This is a genomic window from Tatumella sp. UCD-D_suzukii (assembly GCF_000611875.2).
Classification (GTDB): domain Bacteria; phylum Pseudomonadota; class Gammaproteobacteria; order Enterobacterales; family Enterobacteriaceae; genus Tatumella; species Tatumella ptyseos.
Window position 1 is genome coordinate 91,423 of the sequence record NZ_JFJX01000072.1, and the last position, 17,679, is coordinate 109,101.

Genomic DNA, 17,679 nt, shown 5'->3' on the forward strand with positions numbered 1-17,679 from the left:
AACAAAACGGCATTCCGAAGCCTGATGCCGCAGAAGTTTGTTAACCGCACTCGTTAAACTTCAGAACGATTTAAGTATAGAAGGCGATACCCGGTTGTCGAATAACCAGCAGAAACCACTGTAATGTCGGCAGAAATGCAGAATATTTGTCGGGAACATTAAGGTTAAAAATTAGTTATCTTATTGTTTTAAGTTATATTTTGAATGTTGTTTTGGCAGGGCGAGGCAGTGTATCCCGGCAGGTTTCCCCCTGACAATTCAGTGACGGGAACGATATTTTCACTGATAGTAGCGTTCGGACGATAAATAATATATTCAGAAACAACTGCGGCAACGGAAGGTATATTCGTGGGCTGATACCGGTGTGACACGATATCTTCACTGGCCTCCGGAACGGTTATCCTGCCTGATACTGGTCATTTTCGCTATCGGTATTGAATGGTAATGGCGGATGCTGCGGTAGGGTGCCTGATGAGCCCGGCATGCCGCTGACGGTCCTGTAGCGTAGTTTTGTCTTTGGCTGGCATCAGTCTGTCCTGATCCGACCTTATCAGGCTCATCATTCAGAGAGATACTACTGACCGGATGATGACTGACGGGAGATAATTATGAAAAGTGCATTACTGGTGATTGATGTTCAGGATTCTTTTTTACACCGTGATGACTGGTCAGACGCAGATTTTCCGGCATTTTCTGCCAGTATCTGCCGGTTGATTTCAGGCTGCGAAGCGCTGGAGATCCCCGTCGTGGATATATTTCATGTCAGTGAGGGACTGTTTGCTCCGGATTCCGGTTATGTGAAACGGATGTCCTTTTTACGTCATACTGCTGCGAAAACAGCACATAAACACGTCCACAATGCTTTGGCTGACTCTTCGTTATCTGACTGGCTCATAGAGGAAGCTATCGGCCGGCTGATTATCTGTGGAATGCGGACAGAGCAATGTTGCGAAACTACGGCCAGAGTCGCTCGCGATTCAGGATTTGAGGTACAGTTTGTCAGTGAAGCCACGCTAACCTTTGCGATGCAATGGCAGAGCCGTGAATATACAGCTGATGAAATCAGGCAGCACACCAGTATGGTACTGAATGGGCGCTTTGCCGATGTCTGTACGGTAGATGAATGCCTGCAACGGCAGGGACTGTGCTGAAATATTATTCCCCATGACGATAAGGTATTGCCTGTGACGATCCCGGTCTGGTTTTTAACGTTGCCCGGAGTGATGACGCTCGACATGGCCGGGCCGGCTGAAACACTCCGCCTGGCGTGCCGGGATGTAGCGTTATATTACACGGGGCCCGACGCGACAGTTTTCACCTCGACCCGGATGACTCTCAGTAATATTCTACCCCTGCCGGAACGTCTGCCATCCGGCAGTATCCTGATCGTTCCCGGGCTCGAAAATTCGCAACATCAGCTGACTCTGCCAGCAGCGACGGAAGCCTGTCTGTGGTTGCGACATCAGCAGGCGGCAATCCACCGCGGGGAAATAACTCTGGTCTGTATTTGCGCCGGGGCATTACTGGCTGCCCGAGCTGGTTTACTGGATGGGGTTTTGTGTACTACCCATCATCAGCTACTGGCGCGGCTGAGAGAAAGCGCACCGGCTGCACGTGTGCTGGATAACCGTATTTTTGTAGAGGATGGCGGGATCTGGACCAGCGCAGGGATCACGACAGGGATTGATCTCTCTCTGCATCTGGTTAACTGGTTATTCGGTCCGCAAAAGGCACTGGATATCGCCCGGGAGATGGTGGTCTGGTTTCGCCGTTCCGGGAATGATCCGCAGCTTTCTCCCTGGTTACGCTATCGTAATCACCTGCATCCGGCGATCCATCGGGCTCAGGATCTTATCAGCCAGCACCCGGAGCAACACTGGTCACTGATGCAACTGGCGCAACGGGCCCATGTCAGCGGTCGTCACCTGACACGCTTGTTTCGTCAACATCTTGGGGTCACCGTTCATACCTATCAGCAACAGTTACAGGTTGCGGTGGCAGAGCAGCGCATTCAGCAAGGGGAAGGTATTGAGAAAGCAGCACTGGCCGCGGGATTTTCATCGGCCCGTCATTTCCGGCGTACGGCGTTACGCCTTAGCGCAGATAATCCCGGATAGCGTCGTCCCCGGAGGACCGGGGGAGCTGTTTTCGCGTAGAGCGGTGACGAGGCAATTCAGCGCGGGACCTGCCTTGCGCTGATTTCCGGCTGCACATCTGCCGGTCAAAGGGTATACTACGACCCACTTTTTTTCATCCGGCCAAATAGTGTGCGAACTCAACATGCAAAAGTTTGATACCAAGACCTTTCAGGGCCTGATCCTGACCTTGCAGGATTACTGGGCGCAACAAGGCTGCACCATTGTTCAGCCTCTGGATATGGAAGTCGGTGCGGGTACCTCGCATCCCATGACCTGTCTGCGTGCTCTGGGGCCAGAACCCATTGCGACGGCGTATGTGCAGCCTTCACGTCGTCCGACGGACGGACGTTACGGCGAGAACCCTAACCGTCTGCAACACTACTATCAGTTCCAGGTGATGATTAAACCGTCTCCGGAAAATATGCAGGAACTGTACCTCGGCTCGTTACAGGCACTGGGCATTGACCCTGGCGTGCATGATATCCGCTTTGTGGAAGATAACTGGGAAAACCCGACACTGGGTGCCTGGGGACTGGGCTGGGAAGTGTGGCTGAACGGCATGGAAGTGACACAGTTCACCTATTTCCAGCAGGTCGGTGGTCTTGAGTGTAAACCGGTGACCGGTGAAATCACCTACGGTCTGGAACGTCTGGCGATGTACATTCAGGGTGTTGACAGTGTCTACGACCTGGTCTGGAGTGATGGCGCGCTCGGTAAAACGACCTATGGCGATGTGTTCCACCAGAATGAAGTGGAACAGTCGACCTATAACTTTGAGTACGCTGATGTGCCTTTCCTGTTCAGCTGCTTTGAACAGTATGAGAAAGAAGCTCAGACCTTACTGGCGCTGGAAAAACCGCTTCCTCTGCCAGCCTACGAACGTATTCTGAAAGCTGCGCACAGTTTTAACCTGCTGGATGCACGCAAAGCCATCTCTGTCACAGAGCGTCAGCGTTATATCCTGCGCATTCGTACCCTGACCAAAGCCGTGGCTGAGGCCTATTATGCTTCCCGTGAAGCCCTGGGCTTCCCGATGTGCAATAACAACAAATAAGAGGCAGCGATGACAGAAAAAACCTTTCTGGTGGAAATCGGCACCGAAGAGCTGCCACCAAAAGCCTTACGTCAGCTGGCGGAATCTTTTGCCACACAACTGACGGCTGAACTGGATAGCGCAGGGCTGGCACACGGTGCTGTGGAGTGGTTTGCTGCTCCGCGCCGTCTGGCCGTCAAAGTTGCGGCGTTAAGTGCGGCACAGGCCGATCGTGAAGTTGAAAAACGCGGCCCGGCTATTCAGGCTGCCTTTGATGCGGAAGGTAAACCGACCAAAGCGGCCGAAGGCTGGGCGCGCGGTAATGGTATTACGGTCGATCAGGCCGAACGACTGAAAACCGATAAAGGCGAATGGCTGCTTTACCGTGCGGCGGTGAAAGGCGAGAGCGCGGTTTCTCTGTTGCCTGGCATGGTTGCCGGTGTGCTGAGTAAATTACCGGTGCCTAAGCTGATGCGCTGGGCAGACAGTGATGTGCAATTTGTTCGCCCGGTTCATACCGTGACACTGTTGCTGGGCGATGAAGTGGTCCCGGCGACGATCCTTGGCGTACCGTCAGATCGTATCATCCGCGGTCACCGTTTTATGGGTGAGTCTGAATTCAGTATCGGGAGTGCGGATCAGTATCCGCAGATCCTGCTGGAACGCGGTAAAGTGATGGCCGACTATGATGCCCGTAAAGCCGCTATCAAGGCCGGTGCAGAAGCCGCGGCGGAAAAGCTGGGTGGCACGGCAGACCTGAATGACAGCCTGCTTGAAGAAGTGACGTCTCTGGTCGAATGGCCGGTGGTTCTGACCGCGACCTTCGAAGAAAAATTCCTGGCAGTGCCGGCGGAAGCCCTGGTGTACACCATGAAGGGGGATCAGAAATATTTCCCTGTCTATGGTGCTGACGGTCAGTTACTGCCTAATTTTATTTTCGTGACCAATATTGAGTCGTCTGATCCTCAGCAGATCATTTCCGGCAACGAAAAAGTGGTTCGTCCGCGCCTGGCCGATGCGGAATTTTTCTTTAACAGCGACCGTAAGCAGCGTCTGGAAGACCAGTTACCCCGTCTGGAAAGCGTACTGTTCCAGAAACAGCTGGGGACCCTGCGTGATAAGACAGATCGTATTCAGGCGCTTGCCGGCTGGATTGCTGCGAAAATCGGGGCGGACGTCAGTCATGCGACCCGTGCTGGCCTGCTATCGAAATGTGACCTGATGACCAACATGGTCTTTGAATTCACCGATACCCAGGGTGTGATGGGCATGCACTATGCACGCCATGACGGTGAAGCTGAAGATGTCGCTCTGGCGCTGAATGAGCAATATCAGCCACGTTTCTCCGGGGATGAGTTACCACAGGGGCTGGTTTCCTGTGCGTTGGCGATTGCCGACAAGATGGATACCCTGGCCGGTATTTTCGGTATTGGTCAGCATCCTAAAGGGGATAAAGACCCGTTTGCTCTGCGTCGTGCAGCGCTGGGTGTGCTGCGTATTATTGTCGGGAAAAACCTGCCATTAGACCTGCAGACACTGACAGAAGAAGCGGTACGTTTGTACGGCGATAAGCTGACGAATGCTAACGTGGTGGATGACGTGATCGACTTTATGCTGGGTCGTTTCCGCACCTGGTATCAGGAAGAAGGTCACAGTGTTGATACACTGCAAGCGGTACTGGCGCGTCGTCCAACCCGTCCGGCAGACTTTGATGCCCGTATGCGTGCTGTATCGCATTTCCGTACTCTTGAGCAGTCTGCGGCTCTGGCGGCAGCGAATAAGCGTGTCTCTAATATCCTGGCAAAATCGGATGAGCCGCTGAACGATAGCGTACAGGCCTCACTGCTGAAAGAGAATGCCGAGATCACTCTGGCGACCTATGTCAGCGCGCTGACCAGCAAACTGCAGCCTTACTTTGCAGAAGGCCGTTATCAGGAAGCCCTGATCGAGCTGGCTCAATTGCGTGAAGCCGTGGATAACTTCTTCAGTGAAGTGATGGTGAATGCTGAAGAGAAAGACGTGCGGATTAACCGTCTGACGTTACTGGCGAAGTTACGTGATCTGTTCCTGCAGGTGGCGGATATCTCCCTGTTACAGTAAGTCTTAACTGCGAAATACGACAAAGCGAGCCTCCGGCTCGCTTTTTTTACGCCGTATTTCCGCCCGTACGGCTAACACCCGGCCAGGTTTGTATGCTAAATACAGTCAATCTTCTTACCGAAAAGCACCCATCTGCGGAACAGATCCTATGAACACTCTTCCCAAGCCCTCTGACTCCGACATCCTTTCAGCGCAGGGGCTGAGACGCCATCCGGTCCGGACCCGGGACGCTATTCAGCAGAGTGCCGACCCGGCGGCACAGGAGGATATTCTGGCGGAAGAAGTTCCCGTGGCCCTGGTGTATAACGGCATTTCTCATGTGGTAATGATGGCCTCCCCCCTGGATCTGCAGGCGTTCGCGCTGGGTTTTTCCTTGTCTGAAGGCATTATTTCGACGCCCGCCGACATCTACGGTATGGACGTGGTCCCGGTGTGTGAGGGGATTGAAATACAGATAGAATTGTCTGCCCGCCGCTTTATGGCGCTGAAAGAACAGCGCAGAGCTATGGCCGGGCGAACAGGCTGCGGAGTCTGCGGTGTGGAGCAATTACAACACATCGGTAAGCCGGTACCGCCCTTACCGTTTACGCAGCGCTTTGATTTACAAAACCTGGATCGCGGGCTGGCACAATTGTCAGAATTTCAGCCGATCGGCCAGCAGACGGGGTGTACCCATGTGGCAGCCTGGATGAACGAAGATGGCTCACTGATACAGGGATGTGAGGATATCGGGCGGCATGTGGCACTGGATAAACTGCTGGGGTATCGCAGCCAGCGGCAGTGGCATCACGGCGCGGTCATTGTTTCCAGTCGGGCCAGTTATGAGATGGTACAGAAAACAGCGATGTGTGGTGCCGAACTGCTTTTCGCTGTGTCTGCGGCCACGACACTGGCCGTCGATGTGGCCGAACGCTGTGGACTGACCCTGGTGGGATTCAGTAAGCCCGGACGGGCCACCGTCTATACCCATCCGCAACGTCTGTATTAGGCACAAATGATCTGGTGCAGCGAACGGGTCAGTGCCTGCCATACAGGGCTGTCTCCGGCGGCCTGATCAGAAATCAGCAGATGGATCTCCTCCGGACGGGCATAACAATAGCGGCTGGTGATCCCCAGTTTACTGTGGTCAGCCAGCAGGATCAGTTGTCTGGCCTGACGGGTCATCGCGGTAGCTATCGCGGCTTCTTCCGGCGAAAAGCTGCTGGCCCCGTTGGTGGGATCCACGCCGACCGGTGACAGCAGTGCCACATCGGCCTGATAACGGTGGATCTCATTGATGGTATTCCCGCCCCGGGTTTGCTGTGTCCCGGCCGACATTGTGCCTCCAAGCAGTATCACCTCATGGTCCAGCTGGCTTTCATTCTCTGTGGCAGTCAGCGCCAGTGCTGCCTGCAGACTGTTGGTAATAATGGTCAGACCTGACATGGTTCTCAGTTCCTGAGCCAGCAGGGTGGTGGTACTGCCGGAGTCCAGAAACAGGGTTTGTCCGGCATGTAATTGCTGTACCGCACAACGGGCAATACTGCGTTTTTCTTTTTCCCGTGCGGCATAGCGAAGAGTCAGCGGGGGTTCGGCCGGCGCATCAATAGCGACGATACCGCCATGCACTCTGCGGGCGATCCCTTGTTCTTCCAGCGCGATAATATCCCGTCGGGCGGTTTCGCGGGAAACTCCCAGTTCTTTTATGATGCGCTCAGTACTGACCTGATGATGGGTACTGATTAATGAACGAATTCGGTGTAATCGCGTTTCCTGCAACATAAAACATCCTCAATAAAACCGGGGTCGGATAATACCAGTTGTTCCAGTGTAGCGCAGCCTGCACACCTTTGGTGTGTATTTTGTTGTGTTTGTGTATTTTGTTGCATTTTTCTGAAAATCAGCCATGATGGAGTTATCGAGATTTCATTTATCCGTATTCCCGCTGATTATTGTGACAGGAGTTTTTATGGCCACTCGTTCCACCATCATGGATACCAACAGCTTCCGTGCAGAACATGCTGCCGGGCTGGATGCAGACACCCGCAGCCTGACAGAGAAGCGCAGTAAAGTCCTCGGTGACTCCTACCGCTTGTTCTACCGTAAACCGGTGCACCTGGTACGCGGGGAAGGGCAATATCTGTGGGATGCGAACGGTGATAAATACCTGGATGTGTATAACAACGTCGCCAGCATCGGGCATTGTCATCCGGCAGTGATTGATGCCGTGACCCGGCAGATGAAAATGCTGAATACTCATACCCGCTATCTGCATGAAAATATTCTGGATTACAGTGAAGCCTTACTGGCGACAGCGCCGGCAGAAATTAATAAAGCCATGTATATGTGTACCGGCTCTGAAGCCAATGATCTGGCCATCCGCGTTGCGCGTTCATTTAGTGGCGGCACCGGTATTATTGTGACCAAAGAAGCCTATCACGGTACCAGCGACCTGACCTCCGGCGCGTCCCCGGCGCTGGGAAGCGGGCAGCCCCTGGCCGCGACCACCCGTTTGGTCTCTCCGCCGGATGATTACCGTGTCGATGCGCCGGATTTAGGTGCCTGGTTTGCCGCCGAAATTCAGCGTCAGATCGATGACATGGCGGCGCACGGTATTAAATTTGCAGGGTTTCTGGCCGATTCTATCTTCTCCTCGGATGGGGTACTCCCTAACCCGCGTGGTTTCTTAAAACAGGCCGTGGATGTCGTTCACCGTAACGGCGGTATCTTTATTGCTGATGAGGTTCAGCCCGGGTTTGCCAGAACCGGTGACAGTTTCTGGGGCTTCGGTCGCCATGATGTGGTGCCGGATATTATCACGACCGGTAAACCCATGGGGAACGGCATTCCGGTCTCTGGCTTACTGGCCAGAAGTGAAGTGCTGGCGACGTTCAGCGATGAGATCCCTTACTTTAATACCTTCGGCGGGAACCCGGTGGCGATGGCGGCGGCACAGGCGGTGCTGAATGTTATTCAGGAAGAAAAGCTGCAGGAACATAGTCGCGTCGTCGGCGCACAGTTACTGGCTGAATTACGTCAACTGATGGATAAACACGAATGTATCGGGGATGTCCGCGGTGCCGGATTATTTATCGGTTTTGAGCTGGTGAAAGATCGCGAAAGCAAAACCCCGGATAAAACTCTGGCACTGGATCTGATTGAGCAGTTACGTGAACACCGTGTGCTGACTTCGGTCGCCGGACCTTACGGGAATGTACTGAAACTGCGTCCGCCGTTGGCTTTCCAGGTGGCCGACATCGACTGGCTGGTGGGTGCGCTGGATAAATCACTGACAGCACTGGGGCACTGAAACCGGTAATTGTTAGCAAAAACTGCTGAAATCGGAAGGTTTCGGCAGTTTTTTTTGCACTGAAAACAAACCGTTACTTCCGGCTGAGAGGTGATTCTCCTTTTCCCGATCAATTATTTAACTATAATGGAAGCCAGTGCTTATGCAGCACATCCCTCCGGGTGTGCTGTCCTTACATTAGAATGGAGAGGTTGAACATGAGTTATTCACTGCCATCCCTGCCTTACGCTTATGATGCGCTTGAGCCGCATTTCGATAAGGAAACGATGGAAATCCATCACACTAAACATCACCAGGCTTACGTCAACAACGCCAACGCGGCGCTGGAAGGCACTGAATTTGCTTCACTGCCGGTTGAAGAACTGATCACTAAACTGGACCAGGTGCCTGCAGATAAGAAAACCGCACTGCGTAACAACGCCGGTGGTCATGCTAACCATAGCCTGTTCTGGAAAGGTCTGAAAACCGGAACCACTCTGCAGGGCGAACTGAAAGCGGCTATCGAGAAAGATTTCGGTAGCGTTGAAAAGTTCCAGGCGGAGTTTGAGAAAGCCGCAGCGACCCGTTTTGGTTCCGGCTGGGCATGGCTGGTAAAACAGGGTGATAAACTGGCCGTGGTTTCTACCGCGAACCAGGATAGCCCGCTGATGGGTGAAGCTGTTTCCGGGACTTCCGGTTTCCCAATCCTGGGTCTGGATGTCTGGGAGCACGCTTATTACCTGAAGTTCCAGAATAAACGCCCTGACTACATCAAAGCGTTCTGGAACGTGGTTAACTGGGATGAGGCTGCGGCCCGTTTTGCTTCTGCAAAATAATTCCGTTAACGACTAATGACCGCCTGCGCGGTCAGTTATCTGCCGGCAGTCTTCACTGCCGGTAGTGCTTTCTGGCACCTGTCCGCAAAGTAAACCGCCTGTCAGCCGCCGATTTATTCCCGCAGTTTTCTTCAGACATGTTCCGGTTGATGAAATTTCCGTTGAGCCATTCTCAGGAACTATTTCTCGTAACATCATAAAATTAAATTATATTTAGGGTGCCGTTTATTCCGGGATCACTAAAATGCCGAATATCGCATGACCCTGGTCAGTCATTAACAGCAGATACTGCCCCGACAGAGCATGGAAAGTGAATTATGTTGTGCTGTCAGCAGCAGGGCGTGACGATGGTGACTCTTGCGCCGGGAAGGTCCGGTGCTCTATCGGTTCCGGAAAAGTCCGGGAGGAGCCGACTCGCGGGGGCTCTATAGATTATCGCTGAAGGTCAGACGTCATCCGCCGGAGGAGGTTGCCAGTAAGAAAAGGGCAGAATACCGGCGTCGGGATCTGCTGCCGGAGTAACCTGAACAGCAAGTGATAGACGCACCGGGAATTACCGCCCCTCTTTGATGAGTGGCAGTGGCCGGTCAGAATGCGCTTTTGGCAAAGCCGGTCACTTCTGTCAGGCCCATCTCACGGCCCAGCGCCGTCATCGGATGGACAATGACAATACCCCGGACTGATTTTTTCAGAGCCCCCAGGTTCGCCTGTTCTTTTTTGGTAATAGCGCGGCTGAAGGTGAGTTTCTGTAGCTTCTGTGCTTCAGAACTGAGCTTTTTCACGCGAACGTTACGTAAACGGGCGATTTCTTCTTCCAGCTTTTGCTTTTCTTTCTGGAGTTCTCCCAGTTTTTCCATATCACCCGCTTCGAGTAATGGCTGGGATTTGTGATTCACGGCATCGAGTTGATCGCTCAGACGCTTAATCTCGGCTTTTTCAGGTTCTTTCATCATTGACTCCTTCTGTACAGCGGGCAAGGATACACGAAAATATCTGATGACAGTAATGATATGCAGGATTCCGGCAATATTCTTTATCTGCGTAAATACTGCCGCAGATGGCAACGATAGACACGGCCGCCGGGCACTTCCGGCAGCCCCGGATGACTTTCTCAGTACGGTAGCACTCCCGCGGATCATCCGCCCTTATCCATAGATCTCACCCTGTCACATTGCCCGGCCGCTATCATTTATATTCCTGCTCGTATCGGTTTATCGTCCGCATTCGCTGAACTCACTGATACCCGTCACTTTTTTACAGGAACTCTTTATCGTCAAAGGATGGAATGGCAGGGCCGATGCGGAAGAATACATTTCCTGTCACTCTTCTCAGGCTGAATGATTATTTAAAAGAGGGTAATCGAGTCTTCAGGGTATTTTCAGATGATTATTATAGGTTATGTTTTTAATAACTTCAGGAAAACAATATCAGCAGGGGATATCAATCAATGCCATTGGTTGTGTCATTAATTGAGTTAACTTCGATATTTTATCTCAGGAACACTGCCTGATAAAATATAAACTGGCCAGGCGTTCTTCTTATTAGCCCTCAAGTATTCACCGTGGGTGATCCGGTAACGCGTTGTTTATATCCGGTTAAAGGATGTCTGCAGAGATCACGGGACATCAGACGCCAGAAGTTATTTCGTTGCTTCTGACGTCTGGCGGATTTATTGATGATTACTGAGTAGTGGTTGCAGCTGATTCAGTACGGGGGCTGCACTGGTGATTTGACTCATCAGTGCATTATATTGTTTCACCTGATCCTGAGACGAAAGCTGAACACTGTTGCCGGCAAAACTGACGTTGTTGTTCTGTGCCTGCAGGAAGTCGCCGGTATCCACCACGGCCTGAGCCAGGGTCTGCAATTGAGGCAGCAGCGGCAGTACAGTTTCAGCAGGCTGAGTAACGACTTTGGCATAGGCCTCATCGTAAGTTTTCTGCAGGTCGGCAGGTAACTTTATAGATGTACGGCTACTGTCTGCCAGGTTTCGGGCATTCTGAACCTGCTGAGTCACCACATTCAGCGCCCCGGCCGCCTGACGGAGCGGATCGCGGTGTGACAGATAATCTGCCGGTACACGGATAGCCGATAATTCATCGGTGACCGGACGGACGCCGTCATTCATCGCTCTGTTCAGTTGCTGTGAGAATCCGTAAAGAATGGCGTAATCACCGGTAAAACTTCCAAAACTTTTCTTCTGACTTTCACTCAGAGTCGGTAGCTGAGAGCTGCTACGCATCACTGTATTTTGCAGAAAATTACTAAAAGCCTGGCGGGATTCGGCTTCTTTATCGCCGCAACCACTGAGCTGAAAAACTATAAACAATGTTGTAAGCAGTAATCCGGCTTGCTTAGTAACACGGAAAATACCTGACGTCATAAGAAACAGACTCCTGTTATTCGACAGCTTGCATTTTTTACAAGCAGAGAGATCCACAAGGATAGTGCAAAGCAGCACTCCCGCCAACGGAGAAGATCGCAGAAAAAGCATGCTCTCTTCTTTTTATTTATTTTCGCTATCTCTGCTTCGGCGGTGTCCCTGCCTCCCGGTCGGAGAGATATTGACGGGCCCGGTGGCGAAACCAACGGGACGGGATATTAAAAGGGGGTGCACTCAGGCGGAGAATGGCCTGCGTTATCTGTTTATTAGCCTGCTGCCACAGCAAGGGATCGCCATGACGTAATAATCTGAGTTGTAGTTTTTTTTCAATCAGATAGATCGGCGCAAAGTCAGGGTCATTATCCACGATATCCCGGGTGTTATCGATGATGTCGGCAATTTTTATAGTTTGCGCGTTGGGTGAGGCTTTAGCGGTATGTTGTAAACGAAACTGCGTACGTTGCACCCGGTCCTGTGCCCGGCAAGGCGGGTTAGTCAGCATCTCTACCAGCATAGCGACTTCCTGACCGAACAGCTGTTGTAACTGGTGAGCTGTGGTCGGCGTATCTTCCAGTGTGTCATGTAACCATGCTGCGGCCAGCATGGTTTCATCTCCCCGCACGGTACGTACCAGCTCAGCCACAGCCCCCGGATGAACAATATAGGGGGCATTCGTGTATTTACGCCGTTGTTTTGCCTGAGCGTGGACATGACAGGCAAAGCGTTTTGCTTTTTCTTCCAATGAATCGGGCATAGTTCACCTGTAAATATTCATACTCTCAGAGACTATAGAATGCTCAGCAAGGCCTCTGCAAGCCTGGCTGACAGGTTTAAATATAATTAACCGGGTTTCTTTTATTTTCCATAAAAATCATTATGTAATTATATATTATAAAATATGTCGAACTCCTGACGTGATCAGGACTCTGAAGGAGGGAAGTAATTTTTATAGTGATTGGGGTCGGGTTTTTGTAATGAATAAAATCAAAGAATTGAGTCAGAGTCAGTTATCTCTGGTACTGGCAGTTTATATTGGTATTTTTCTGAATTGGTCGGTTTTTGCACGAAGATTTCAGGGGATAACAGAACATTTTAATTTTCTGGGGGGCTTTTCAGCTGTGGCGGAAATCGTCGCCGCTCTTTTAGTCTGCGTGGTCATTTTTCGCCTGTTATCGCTTGGCGGGAAAGTTTTTTTCAGGGTGAGTGCATCGCTGATCGTACTGATATCGGTGGCCTCAGCTTATTATATGATGGTCTTTAACGTCGTTATTGGTTACGGCATTGTCGCTTCGGTCCTGACGACAGATACCGATCTCTCAAAAGAGGTCGTCGGTGACTATTTCTATTTCTGGCTGATCGCTGGCAGCCTGCTCCCGCTGTTTCTGATTTGGTACAGCCGGCTGGCCGGGTGCCTCAGTTCGCAACTGGCACACCGCGGGCAGCGCCTGAAACCCGTGGTCTGTTTACTGATCTGTATTGCACTGGTCTGGTTGCCACTCCGGTATCTGGATAAACAATATAAAAACCGTGAACATGTCACTAACATCGACTTACCCAGTTATGGCGGAATGGTGGCCCATTCTTATTTGCCTGTGAACTGGCTGACAGCCAGTGGGTTGTTTGGCTGGTCAAAACTCGATGAGGAGATGACCGGCAAAAACTTATTTGACCCGGCCCGTAAATTTACTTATGTGCCGCCGGCGGGTCTGGATGATACGTATGTCGTGTTTGTGATTGGTGAAACGACCCGCTGGGATCATATGGGTATTCTCGGGTATCAGCGGGATACCACGCCGTTATTATCTAAAGAGAAGAACCTCGTGGCTTTCCGTGGGGAGTCGTGCGATACCGCCACTAAACTCTCCTTACGCTGTATGTTTGTCCGTGAAGGCGGTGCCGAAAATAATGCCGGCAGAACGCTCAAAGAGCAGAATGTGTTTGCTGTAATGAAGGAGCTGGGGTTCAGTTCCGATTTATATGCCATGCAGAGTGAGGTCTGGTTTTACGGACTGGCCGATGTCGACACTATGGCATTCCGTGAGCAGATAGGTTCAGAACCACAGAATAATGGGAAGCCGGTCGACGACATGTTGCTTATCCCGAAATTGCGGCAGTCGCTGGATGGTCATCCGCGAGGTAAGCATCTGGTGATCCTTCATACCAAGGGGTCGCATTATCTTTACTCCCAACGCTATCCGCGTAGTTTTGCCCGATTTACGCCGGAATGTATCGGGGTTGATGATTTTTGTTCGGAAGGTCAGCTGATTAACGCTTACGATAACTCGGTGCTGTATGTCGATTACATGCTGGATAATGTTCTGGACCAGTTGCGTGATAAAAAGGCGATTGTTTTTTATGCGGCCGACCATGGCGAATCTATCAGCAGTAATACGCATTTCCATGGCACGCCACGTGAAATGGCGCCTCCGGAGCAATTCCGTGTCCCTATGCTGGTTTGGGCTTCCGATAAATATCTGGCCGATGATGCAAACAGGCAACGTTTCGCGCAGCTGCAACAGCAGGCAAAAGACGGGGTGATCCACCGGCATACAGAATTATATGATTCGATATTAGGCTGCCTGGGATACACATCTCCTGACGGCGGTATCAATGCTAAGAATAACTGGTGTCAGATGCCAGCCGGAGCCGGGCAGGGCAGATAAGGGAGATCCGGTTGTTTTACCGGCCTGACGGTTGCTTTTTAGTCAAACGCATGGCCGGTAACGAAAAAGCGGTTGACGATGACCAGGGGCAGCAGTAATATTCGCCCCCATCGGCGAGTAGCGCAGCTTGGTAGCGCAACTGGTTTGGGACCAGTGGGTCGGAGGTTCGAATCCTCTCTCGCCGACCATATTCGAAGAAACCCGCTCCGGCGGGTTTTTTTACGTCTGTAGTCAACAGGATGAGAACCTCCGAAGGAGGTTTGAGCCGAGCGAAGCGAGACAACGTTGCGCAGCAACGGCCCGAAGGGGAATAATCCTCTCTCGCCGACCATATTCGAAGAAACCCGCTCCGGCGGGTTTTTTTACGTCTGTAGAAAGTTTAAGGCCCGAGGGCGGGGCGTTAATCATCCGCGCGTTAATAACGGCTGACAGGCTGTGCCACCGTTTTTCTTTTCCACTCTGAGCAGGTTCCGCCCGTCATACGTGAAGTAGTTTCAGTTGCCGCATGGCGGCGGCCGGGTTAAGACCCGAAGGCGCGGGCCTTAACAATCCGCGCCTGGCGCAGGTCCTCGCTGTCCCCTCACTTATCGCTCCGGCCTGACGGCCCGCCCGGATTCGCCGTCCTGGCTCAGCCGTGCTTTCGCCGGCGTCCCTGCCGGCTCAGCCTGGCCGTCACTCTGCGTTCGGCGCTGCGGATAGCGCCCCAAAACCTGCTCTCCGGGCAGTGGTCCCCGTGTTTAGTCTTTTAAAATACGTAAAATGTCTTCTTGTCTGATGCTTGCACCGTGGGTCGGGCGACATCGCACCGCTGAGCGAGTGAATGTGGCCAGGACGAGCCGCAGGGACGCGGCGAGAGGTCATGCTGAGCAGGAGCGAATCATGACCGGTCCGTAAAGGACATATGAGTGAGTGAAGGTACCGCGCAGCGGCGGGCAGGTTTGTCGCAAGGCAGGGAGTGCAGAGGGCGCGGCCTGGCGCCCTTTGCCCGGTCGCCTGCGACGGATTACAGGCAGCATGCCCGACAATAAAGCGAACGGAACACTCACCGCGCTGATAATAAAAAGCTCCTCCGGTTTCCCGGTTATCAGCTCTGAGCCGGTTCCGCCCGTCATACGTACAGTAGTTTCAGTTGCCGCGTGGCGGCGGCCGGGTTAAGGCCCGAAGGCGCGGGCCTTAACAATCCGCGCCTGGCGCAGGTCCTCGCTGTCCCCTCACTTATCGCTCCGGCCTGACGGCCCGCCCGGATCCGCCGTCCTGGCTCAGCCGTGCTTTCACCGGCATCCCTGCCGGCTCTGCCTGGCCGTCACTCTGCGTTCGGCGCTGCGGATAGCGCCCCAAAACCTGCTCTCCGGGCAGTGGTCCCCGTGTTTAGTCTTTTAAAATACGAAAAATGTCTTCTTATCTGATGTTTGCACCGTGGGTCGGGCGACATCGCACCGCTGAGCGAGTGAATGTGGCCAGGACGAGCCGCAGGGACGCGGCGAGAGGTCATGCTGAGCAGGAGCGAATCATGACCGGTCCGTAAAGGACACATGAGAGAGTGAAGGTACCGCGCAGCGGCGGGCAGGCTTGTCGCAAGGCAGGGAGTGCAGAGGGCGCGGCCTGGCGCCCTTTGCCCGGTCGCCTGCGACGGATTACAGGCAGCATGCCCGACAATAAAGCGAACGGAACACTCACCGCGCTGATAATAAAAAGCTCCTCCGGTTTCCCGGTTATCAGCTCTGAGCAGGTTCCGCCCGTCATACGTACAGTAGTTTCAGTTGCCGCATGGCGGCGGCCGGGTTAAGACCCGAAGGCGCGGGCCTTAACAATCCGCGCCTGGCGCAGGTCCTCGCTGTCCCCTCACTTATCACTCCGGCCTGACGGCCCGCCCGGATCCGCCGTCCTGGCTCAGCCGTGCTTTCGCCGGCGTCCCTGCCGGCTCTGCCTGGCCGTCACTCTGCATTCGGCGCTGCGGATAGCGCCCCAAAACCTGCTCTCCGGGCAGTGGTTCCCGTGTTTAGTCTTTTAAAATACGGAAAATGTCTTCTTATCTGATGCTAACACCGTGGGTCGGGCGACATCGCACCGCTGAGCGAGTGAATGTGGCCAGGGCGAGCCGCATGGACGCGGCGAGAGGTCATGCTGAGCAGGAGCGAATCATGACCGGTCCGTAAAGGACATATGAGTGAGTGAAGGTACCGCGCAGCGGCGGGCAGGTTTGTCGCAAGGCAGGGAGTGCAGAGGGCGCGGCCAGGCGTCCTTTGCCCGGTCGCCCGCAGCGGATTACAGATAGCAAGCCTTACCACAAAGCGAACGGAATATTCACCGGTCTGACATAAAGAATGCATCAGTTTCCCGTGTATCAGCTCTGAGCAGGTTCCGCCCGTCATACGTGAAGTAGTTTCAGTTGCCGCATGGCGGCGGCCGGGTTAAGACCCGAAGGCGCGGGCCTTAACAATCCGCGCCTGGCGCAGGTCCTCGCTGTCCCCTCACTTATCGCTCCGGCCTGACGGCCCGCCCGGATTCGCCGTCCTGGCTCAGCCGTGCTTTCGCCGGCGTCCCTGCCGACTCAGCCTGGCCGTCACTCTGCGTTCGGCGCTGCGGATAGCGCCCCAAAACCTGCTATCCGGGCAGTGGTTCCCGTGTTTAGTCTTTTAAAATACGAAAAATTTCTTCTTATCTGATGCTTGCACCGTTGCCCGGTCGCCCGCGGCGGATTACAGGCAGCAAGCCTTACTACAAAGCGAACGGAATATTCACCGTGCTGAGATGAAAAACAACGGACGAACTTATTACCCACAAACCAGAGACAAAAATCTTATCCGCTTTTCCGCGGATGCCTGCACCGGTGGTCGGGCGACATCGCACCGCTGAGCGAGGGAATGTGTCCAGGACGAGCCGCAGGGACGCGGCGAGAGGTCATGCTGAGCAGGAGCGAATCATGACCGGTCCGTAAAGGACACATGAGTGAGTGAAGGTACCGCGGAGCGGCGGGCAGGCCTGTCGCAAGGCAGGGAGTGCAGAGGGCGCGGCCATGCGCCCTTTGCCCGGTCGCCCGCAGCGGGGCAAAGGCAGCAAGCCCGACAATAAAGCGAACGGAACACTCACCGTGCTGAAATGGAAAAACAACGGACGAACTTATTACCCACAAACCTGAGACAAAAATCCCCCGGTTTACCCCGGTCCCACACCCGGTTTTCCCCGGCACCCCCCTCGATCAGCCCGTGAAAAAGTGGCGATCCCGGGGATTCCGGCGTATGTTAATCCTCAAAGTTA

General features: G+C 53.3%; 14 protein-coding genes, 1 tRNA gene and 1 other RNA gene. 12 read left to right on the forward strand and 4 right to left on the reverse strand.

What is annotated here, in order from left to right; all coding sequences use genetic code 11:
• Positions 1-605: 605 nt before the first annotated feature.
• From CG67_RS17010 to fdhD, 5 genes are all read left to right on the forward strand, one after another.
• Complete coding sequence (locus CG67_RS17010) at positions 606-1,151, forward strand: isochorismatase family protein (protein WP_025904127.1); 546 nt, start codon at positions 606-608, stop codon at positions 1,149-1,151.
• Positions 1,152-1,184: 33 nt separating this feature from the next.
• Positions 1,185-2,117 carry a GlxA family transcriptional regulator gene (locus CG67_RS17015; protein ID WP_025904128.1) on the forward strand — a complete coding sequence of 311 codons (933 nt, stop codon included), beginning with the start codon at positions 1,185-1,187 and terminating at the stop codon, positions 2,115-2,117.
• 163 nt (positions 2,118-2,280) lie between these two features.
• Positions 2,281-3,192 (forward strand): glycine--tRNA ligase subunit alpha, encoded by a 912-nt coding sequence (gene glyQ, locus CG67_RS17020; protein WP_025904129.1) that lies wholly within the window; start codon positions 2,281-2,283, stop codon positions 3,190-3,192.
• Positions 3,193-3,201: 9 nt separating this feature from the next.
• Positions 3,202-5,271: a glycine--tRNA ligase subunit beta gene (glyS, locus tag CG67_RS17025; protein ID WP_025904130.1), complete on the forward strand. Its 2,070-nt coding sequence runs from the start codon at positions 3,202-3,204 to the stop codon at positions 5,269-5,271.
• Positions 5,272-5,419: 148 nt separating this feature from the next.
• Positions 5,420-6,259 (forward strand): formate dehydrogenase accessory sulfurtransferase FdhD, encoded by an 840-nt coding sequence (gene fdhD / locus CG67_RS17030; RefSeq protein WP_025904131.1) that lies wholly within the window; start codon positions 5,420-5,422, stop codon positions 6,257-6,259.
• Here the strand turns inward: fdhD and CG67_RS17035 are convergent.
• Positions 6,256-7,032, reverse strand: coding sequence for a DeoR/GlpR family DNA-binding transcription regulator (locus tag CG67_RS17035; protein ID WP_025904132.1), 777 nt, complete (start codon positions 7,030-7,032; stop codon positions 6,256-6,258). The two genes, fdhD and CG67_RS17035, sit on opposite strands and share 4 nt — an antisense overlap.
• Positions 7,033-7,219: 187 nt before the next feature.
• On the opposite strand from CG67_RS17035, the gene CG67_RS17040 reads away from it, so the two are divergent.
• The 3 genes from CG67_RS17040 to CG67_RS17955 all read left to right on the forward strand — a co-directional run bounded on the left by CG67_RS17040 (position 7,220) and on the right by CG67_RS17955 (position 9,897).
• Positions 7,220-8,560, forward strand: a complete 1,341-nt coding sequence (locus CG67_RS17040) for an aspartate aminotransferase family protein (RefSeq protein ID WP_025904133.1) — start codon at positions 7,220-7,222, stop codon at positions 8,558-8,560.
• Between the two features lie 197 nt (positions 8,561-8,757).
• Positions 8,758-9,375, forward strand: coding sequence for a superoxide dismutase [Mn] (sodA, locus tag CG67_RS17045; protein WP_038010899.1), 618 nt, complete (start codon positions 8,758-8,760; stop codon positions 9,373-9,375).
• 375 nt (positions 9,376-9,750) lie between these two features.
• Positions 9,751-9,897: a DUF535 family protein gene (locus CG67_RS17955; RefSeq protein ID WP_235501151.1), complete on the forward strand. Its 147-nt coding sequence runs from the start codon at positions 9,751-9,753 to the stop codon at positions 9,895-9,897.
• 65 nt (positions 9,898-9,962) lie between these two features.
• On the opposite strand, the gene CG67_RS17050 is transcribed toward CG67_RS17955, so the two are convergent.
• The 3 genes from CG67_RS17050 to CG67_RS17060 all read right to left on the reverse strand — a co-directional run bounded on the left by CG67_RS17050 (position 9,963) and on the right by CG67_RS17060 (position 12,512).
• Positions 9,963-10,325 (reverse strand): YibL family ribosome-associated protein, encoded by a 363-nt coding sequence (locus CG67_RS17050; protein WP_025904135.1) that lies wholly within the window; start codon positions 10,323-10,325, stop codon positions 9,963-9,965.
• 719 nt (positions 10,326-11,044) lie between these two features.
• Entirely contained in the window at positions 11,045-11,758 is a 714-nt protein-coding gene (locus tag CG67_RS17055; protein WP_025904136.1) for a DUF3053 domain-containing protein, read from the reverse strand.
• 136 nt (positions 11,759-11,894) lie between these two features.
• The gene (locus CG67_RS17060) at positions 11,895-12,512 is read right to left on the reverse strand and encodes an HD domain-containing protein (protein WP_025904137.1); all 618 of its coding nucleotides are present in this window, start codon (positions 12,510-12,512) and stop codon (positions 11,895-11,897) included.
• 220 nt (positions 12,513-12,732) lie between these two features.
• Between CG67_RS17060 and eptB the strand changes: the two genes are divergently transcribed.
• The 4 genes from eptB to CG67_RS18210 all read left to right on the forward strand — a co-directional run bounded on the left by eptB (position 12,733) and on the right by CG67_RS18210 (position 17,560).
• Complete coding sequence (eptB, locus tag CG67_RS17065) at positions 12,733-14,421, forward strand: kdo(2)-lipid A phosphoethanolamine 7''-transferase (RefSeq protein ID WP_025904138.1); 1,689 nt, start codon at positions 12,733-12,735, stop codon at positions 14,419-14,421.
• Positions 14,422-14,532: 111 nt separating this feature from the next.
• Positions 14,533-14,609 (forward strand) — tRNA-Pro (locus CG67_RS17070).
• A gap of 30 nt (positions 14,610-14,639) precedes the next feature.
• Positions 14,640-14,752, forward strand: a non-coding RNA gene (locus CG67_RS17775) — RtT sRNA.
• 2,622 nt (positions 14,753-17,374) lie between these two features.
• Entirely contained in the window at positions 17,375-17,560 is a 186-nt protein-coding gene (locus CG67_RS18210; protein WP_152975082.1) for a hypothetical protein, read from the forward strand.
• Positions 17,561-17,679: the final 119 nt, after the last annotated feature.

Excerpts from the sequence above, each read along its gene's own strand:
- glyQ (WP_025904129.1), top strand. The coding sequence starts at position 2,281 with ATGCAAAAGTTTGATACCAAGACCTTTCAGGGCCTGATCCTGACCTTG.
- glyS (WP_025904130.1), top strand. The coding sequence starts at position 3,202 with ATGACAGAAAAAACCTTTCTGGTGGAAATCGGCACCGAAGAGCTGCCA.
- fdhD (WP_025904131.1), top strand. The coding sequence starts at position 5,420 with ATGAACACTCTTCCCAAGCCCTCTGACTCCGACATCCTTTCAGCGCAG.
- CG67_RS17035 (WP_025904132.1), bottom strand. The coding sequence starts at position 7,032 with ATGTTGCAGGAAACGCGATTACACCGAATTCGTTCATTAATCAGTACC.
- CG67_RS17040 (WP_025904133.1), top strand. The coding sequence starts at position 7,220 with ATGGCCACTCGTTCCACCATCATGGATACCAACAGCTTCCGTGCAGAA.
- sodA (WP_038010899.1), top strand. The coding sequence starts at position 8,758 with ATGAGTTATTCACTGCCATCCCTGCCTTACGCTTATGATGCGCTTGAG.
- CG67_RS17050 (WP_025904135.1), bottom strand. The coding sequence starts at position 10,325 with ATGAAAGAACCTGAAAAAGCCGAGATTAAGCGTCTGAGCGATCAACTC.
- CG67_RS17055 (WP_025904136.1), bottom strand. The coding sequence starts at position 11,758 with ATGACGTCAGGTATTTTCCGTGTTACTAAGCAAGCCGGATTACTGCTT.
- CG67_RS17060 (WP_025904137.1), bottom strand. The coding sequence starts at position 12,512 with ATGCCCGATTCATTGGAAGAAAAAGCAAAACGCTTTGCCTGTCATGTC.
- eptB (WP_025904138.1), top strand. The coding sequence starts at position 12,733 with ATGAATAAAATCAAAGAATTGAGTCAGAGTCAGTTATCTCTGGTACTG.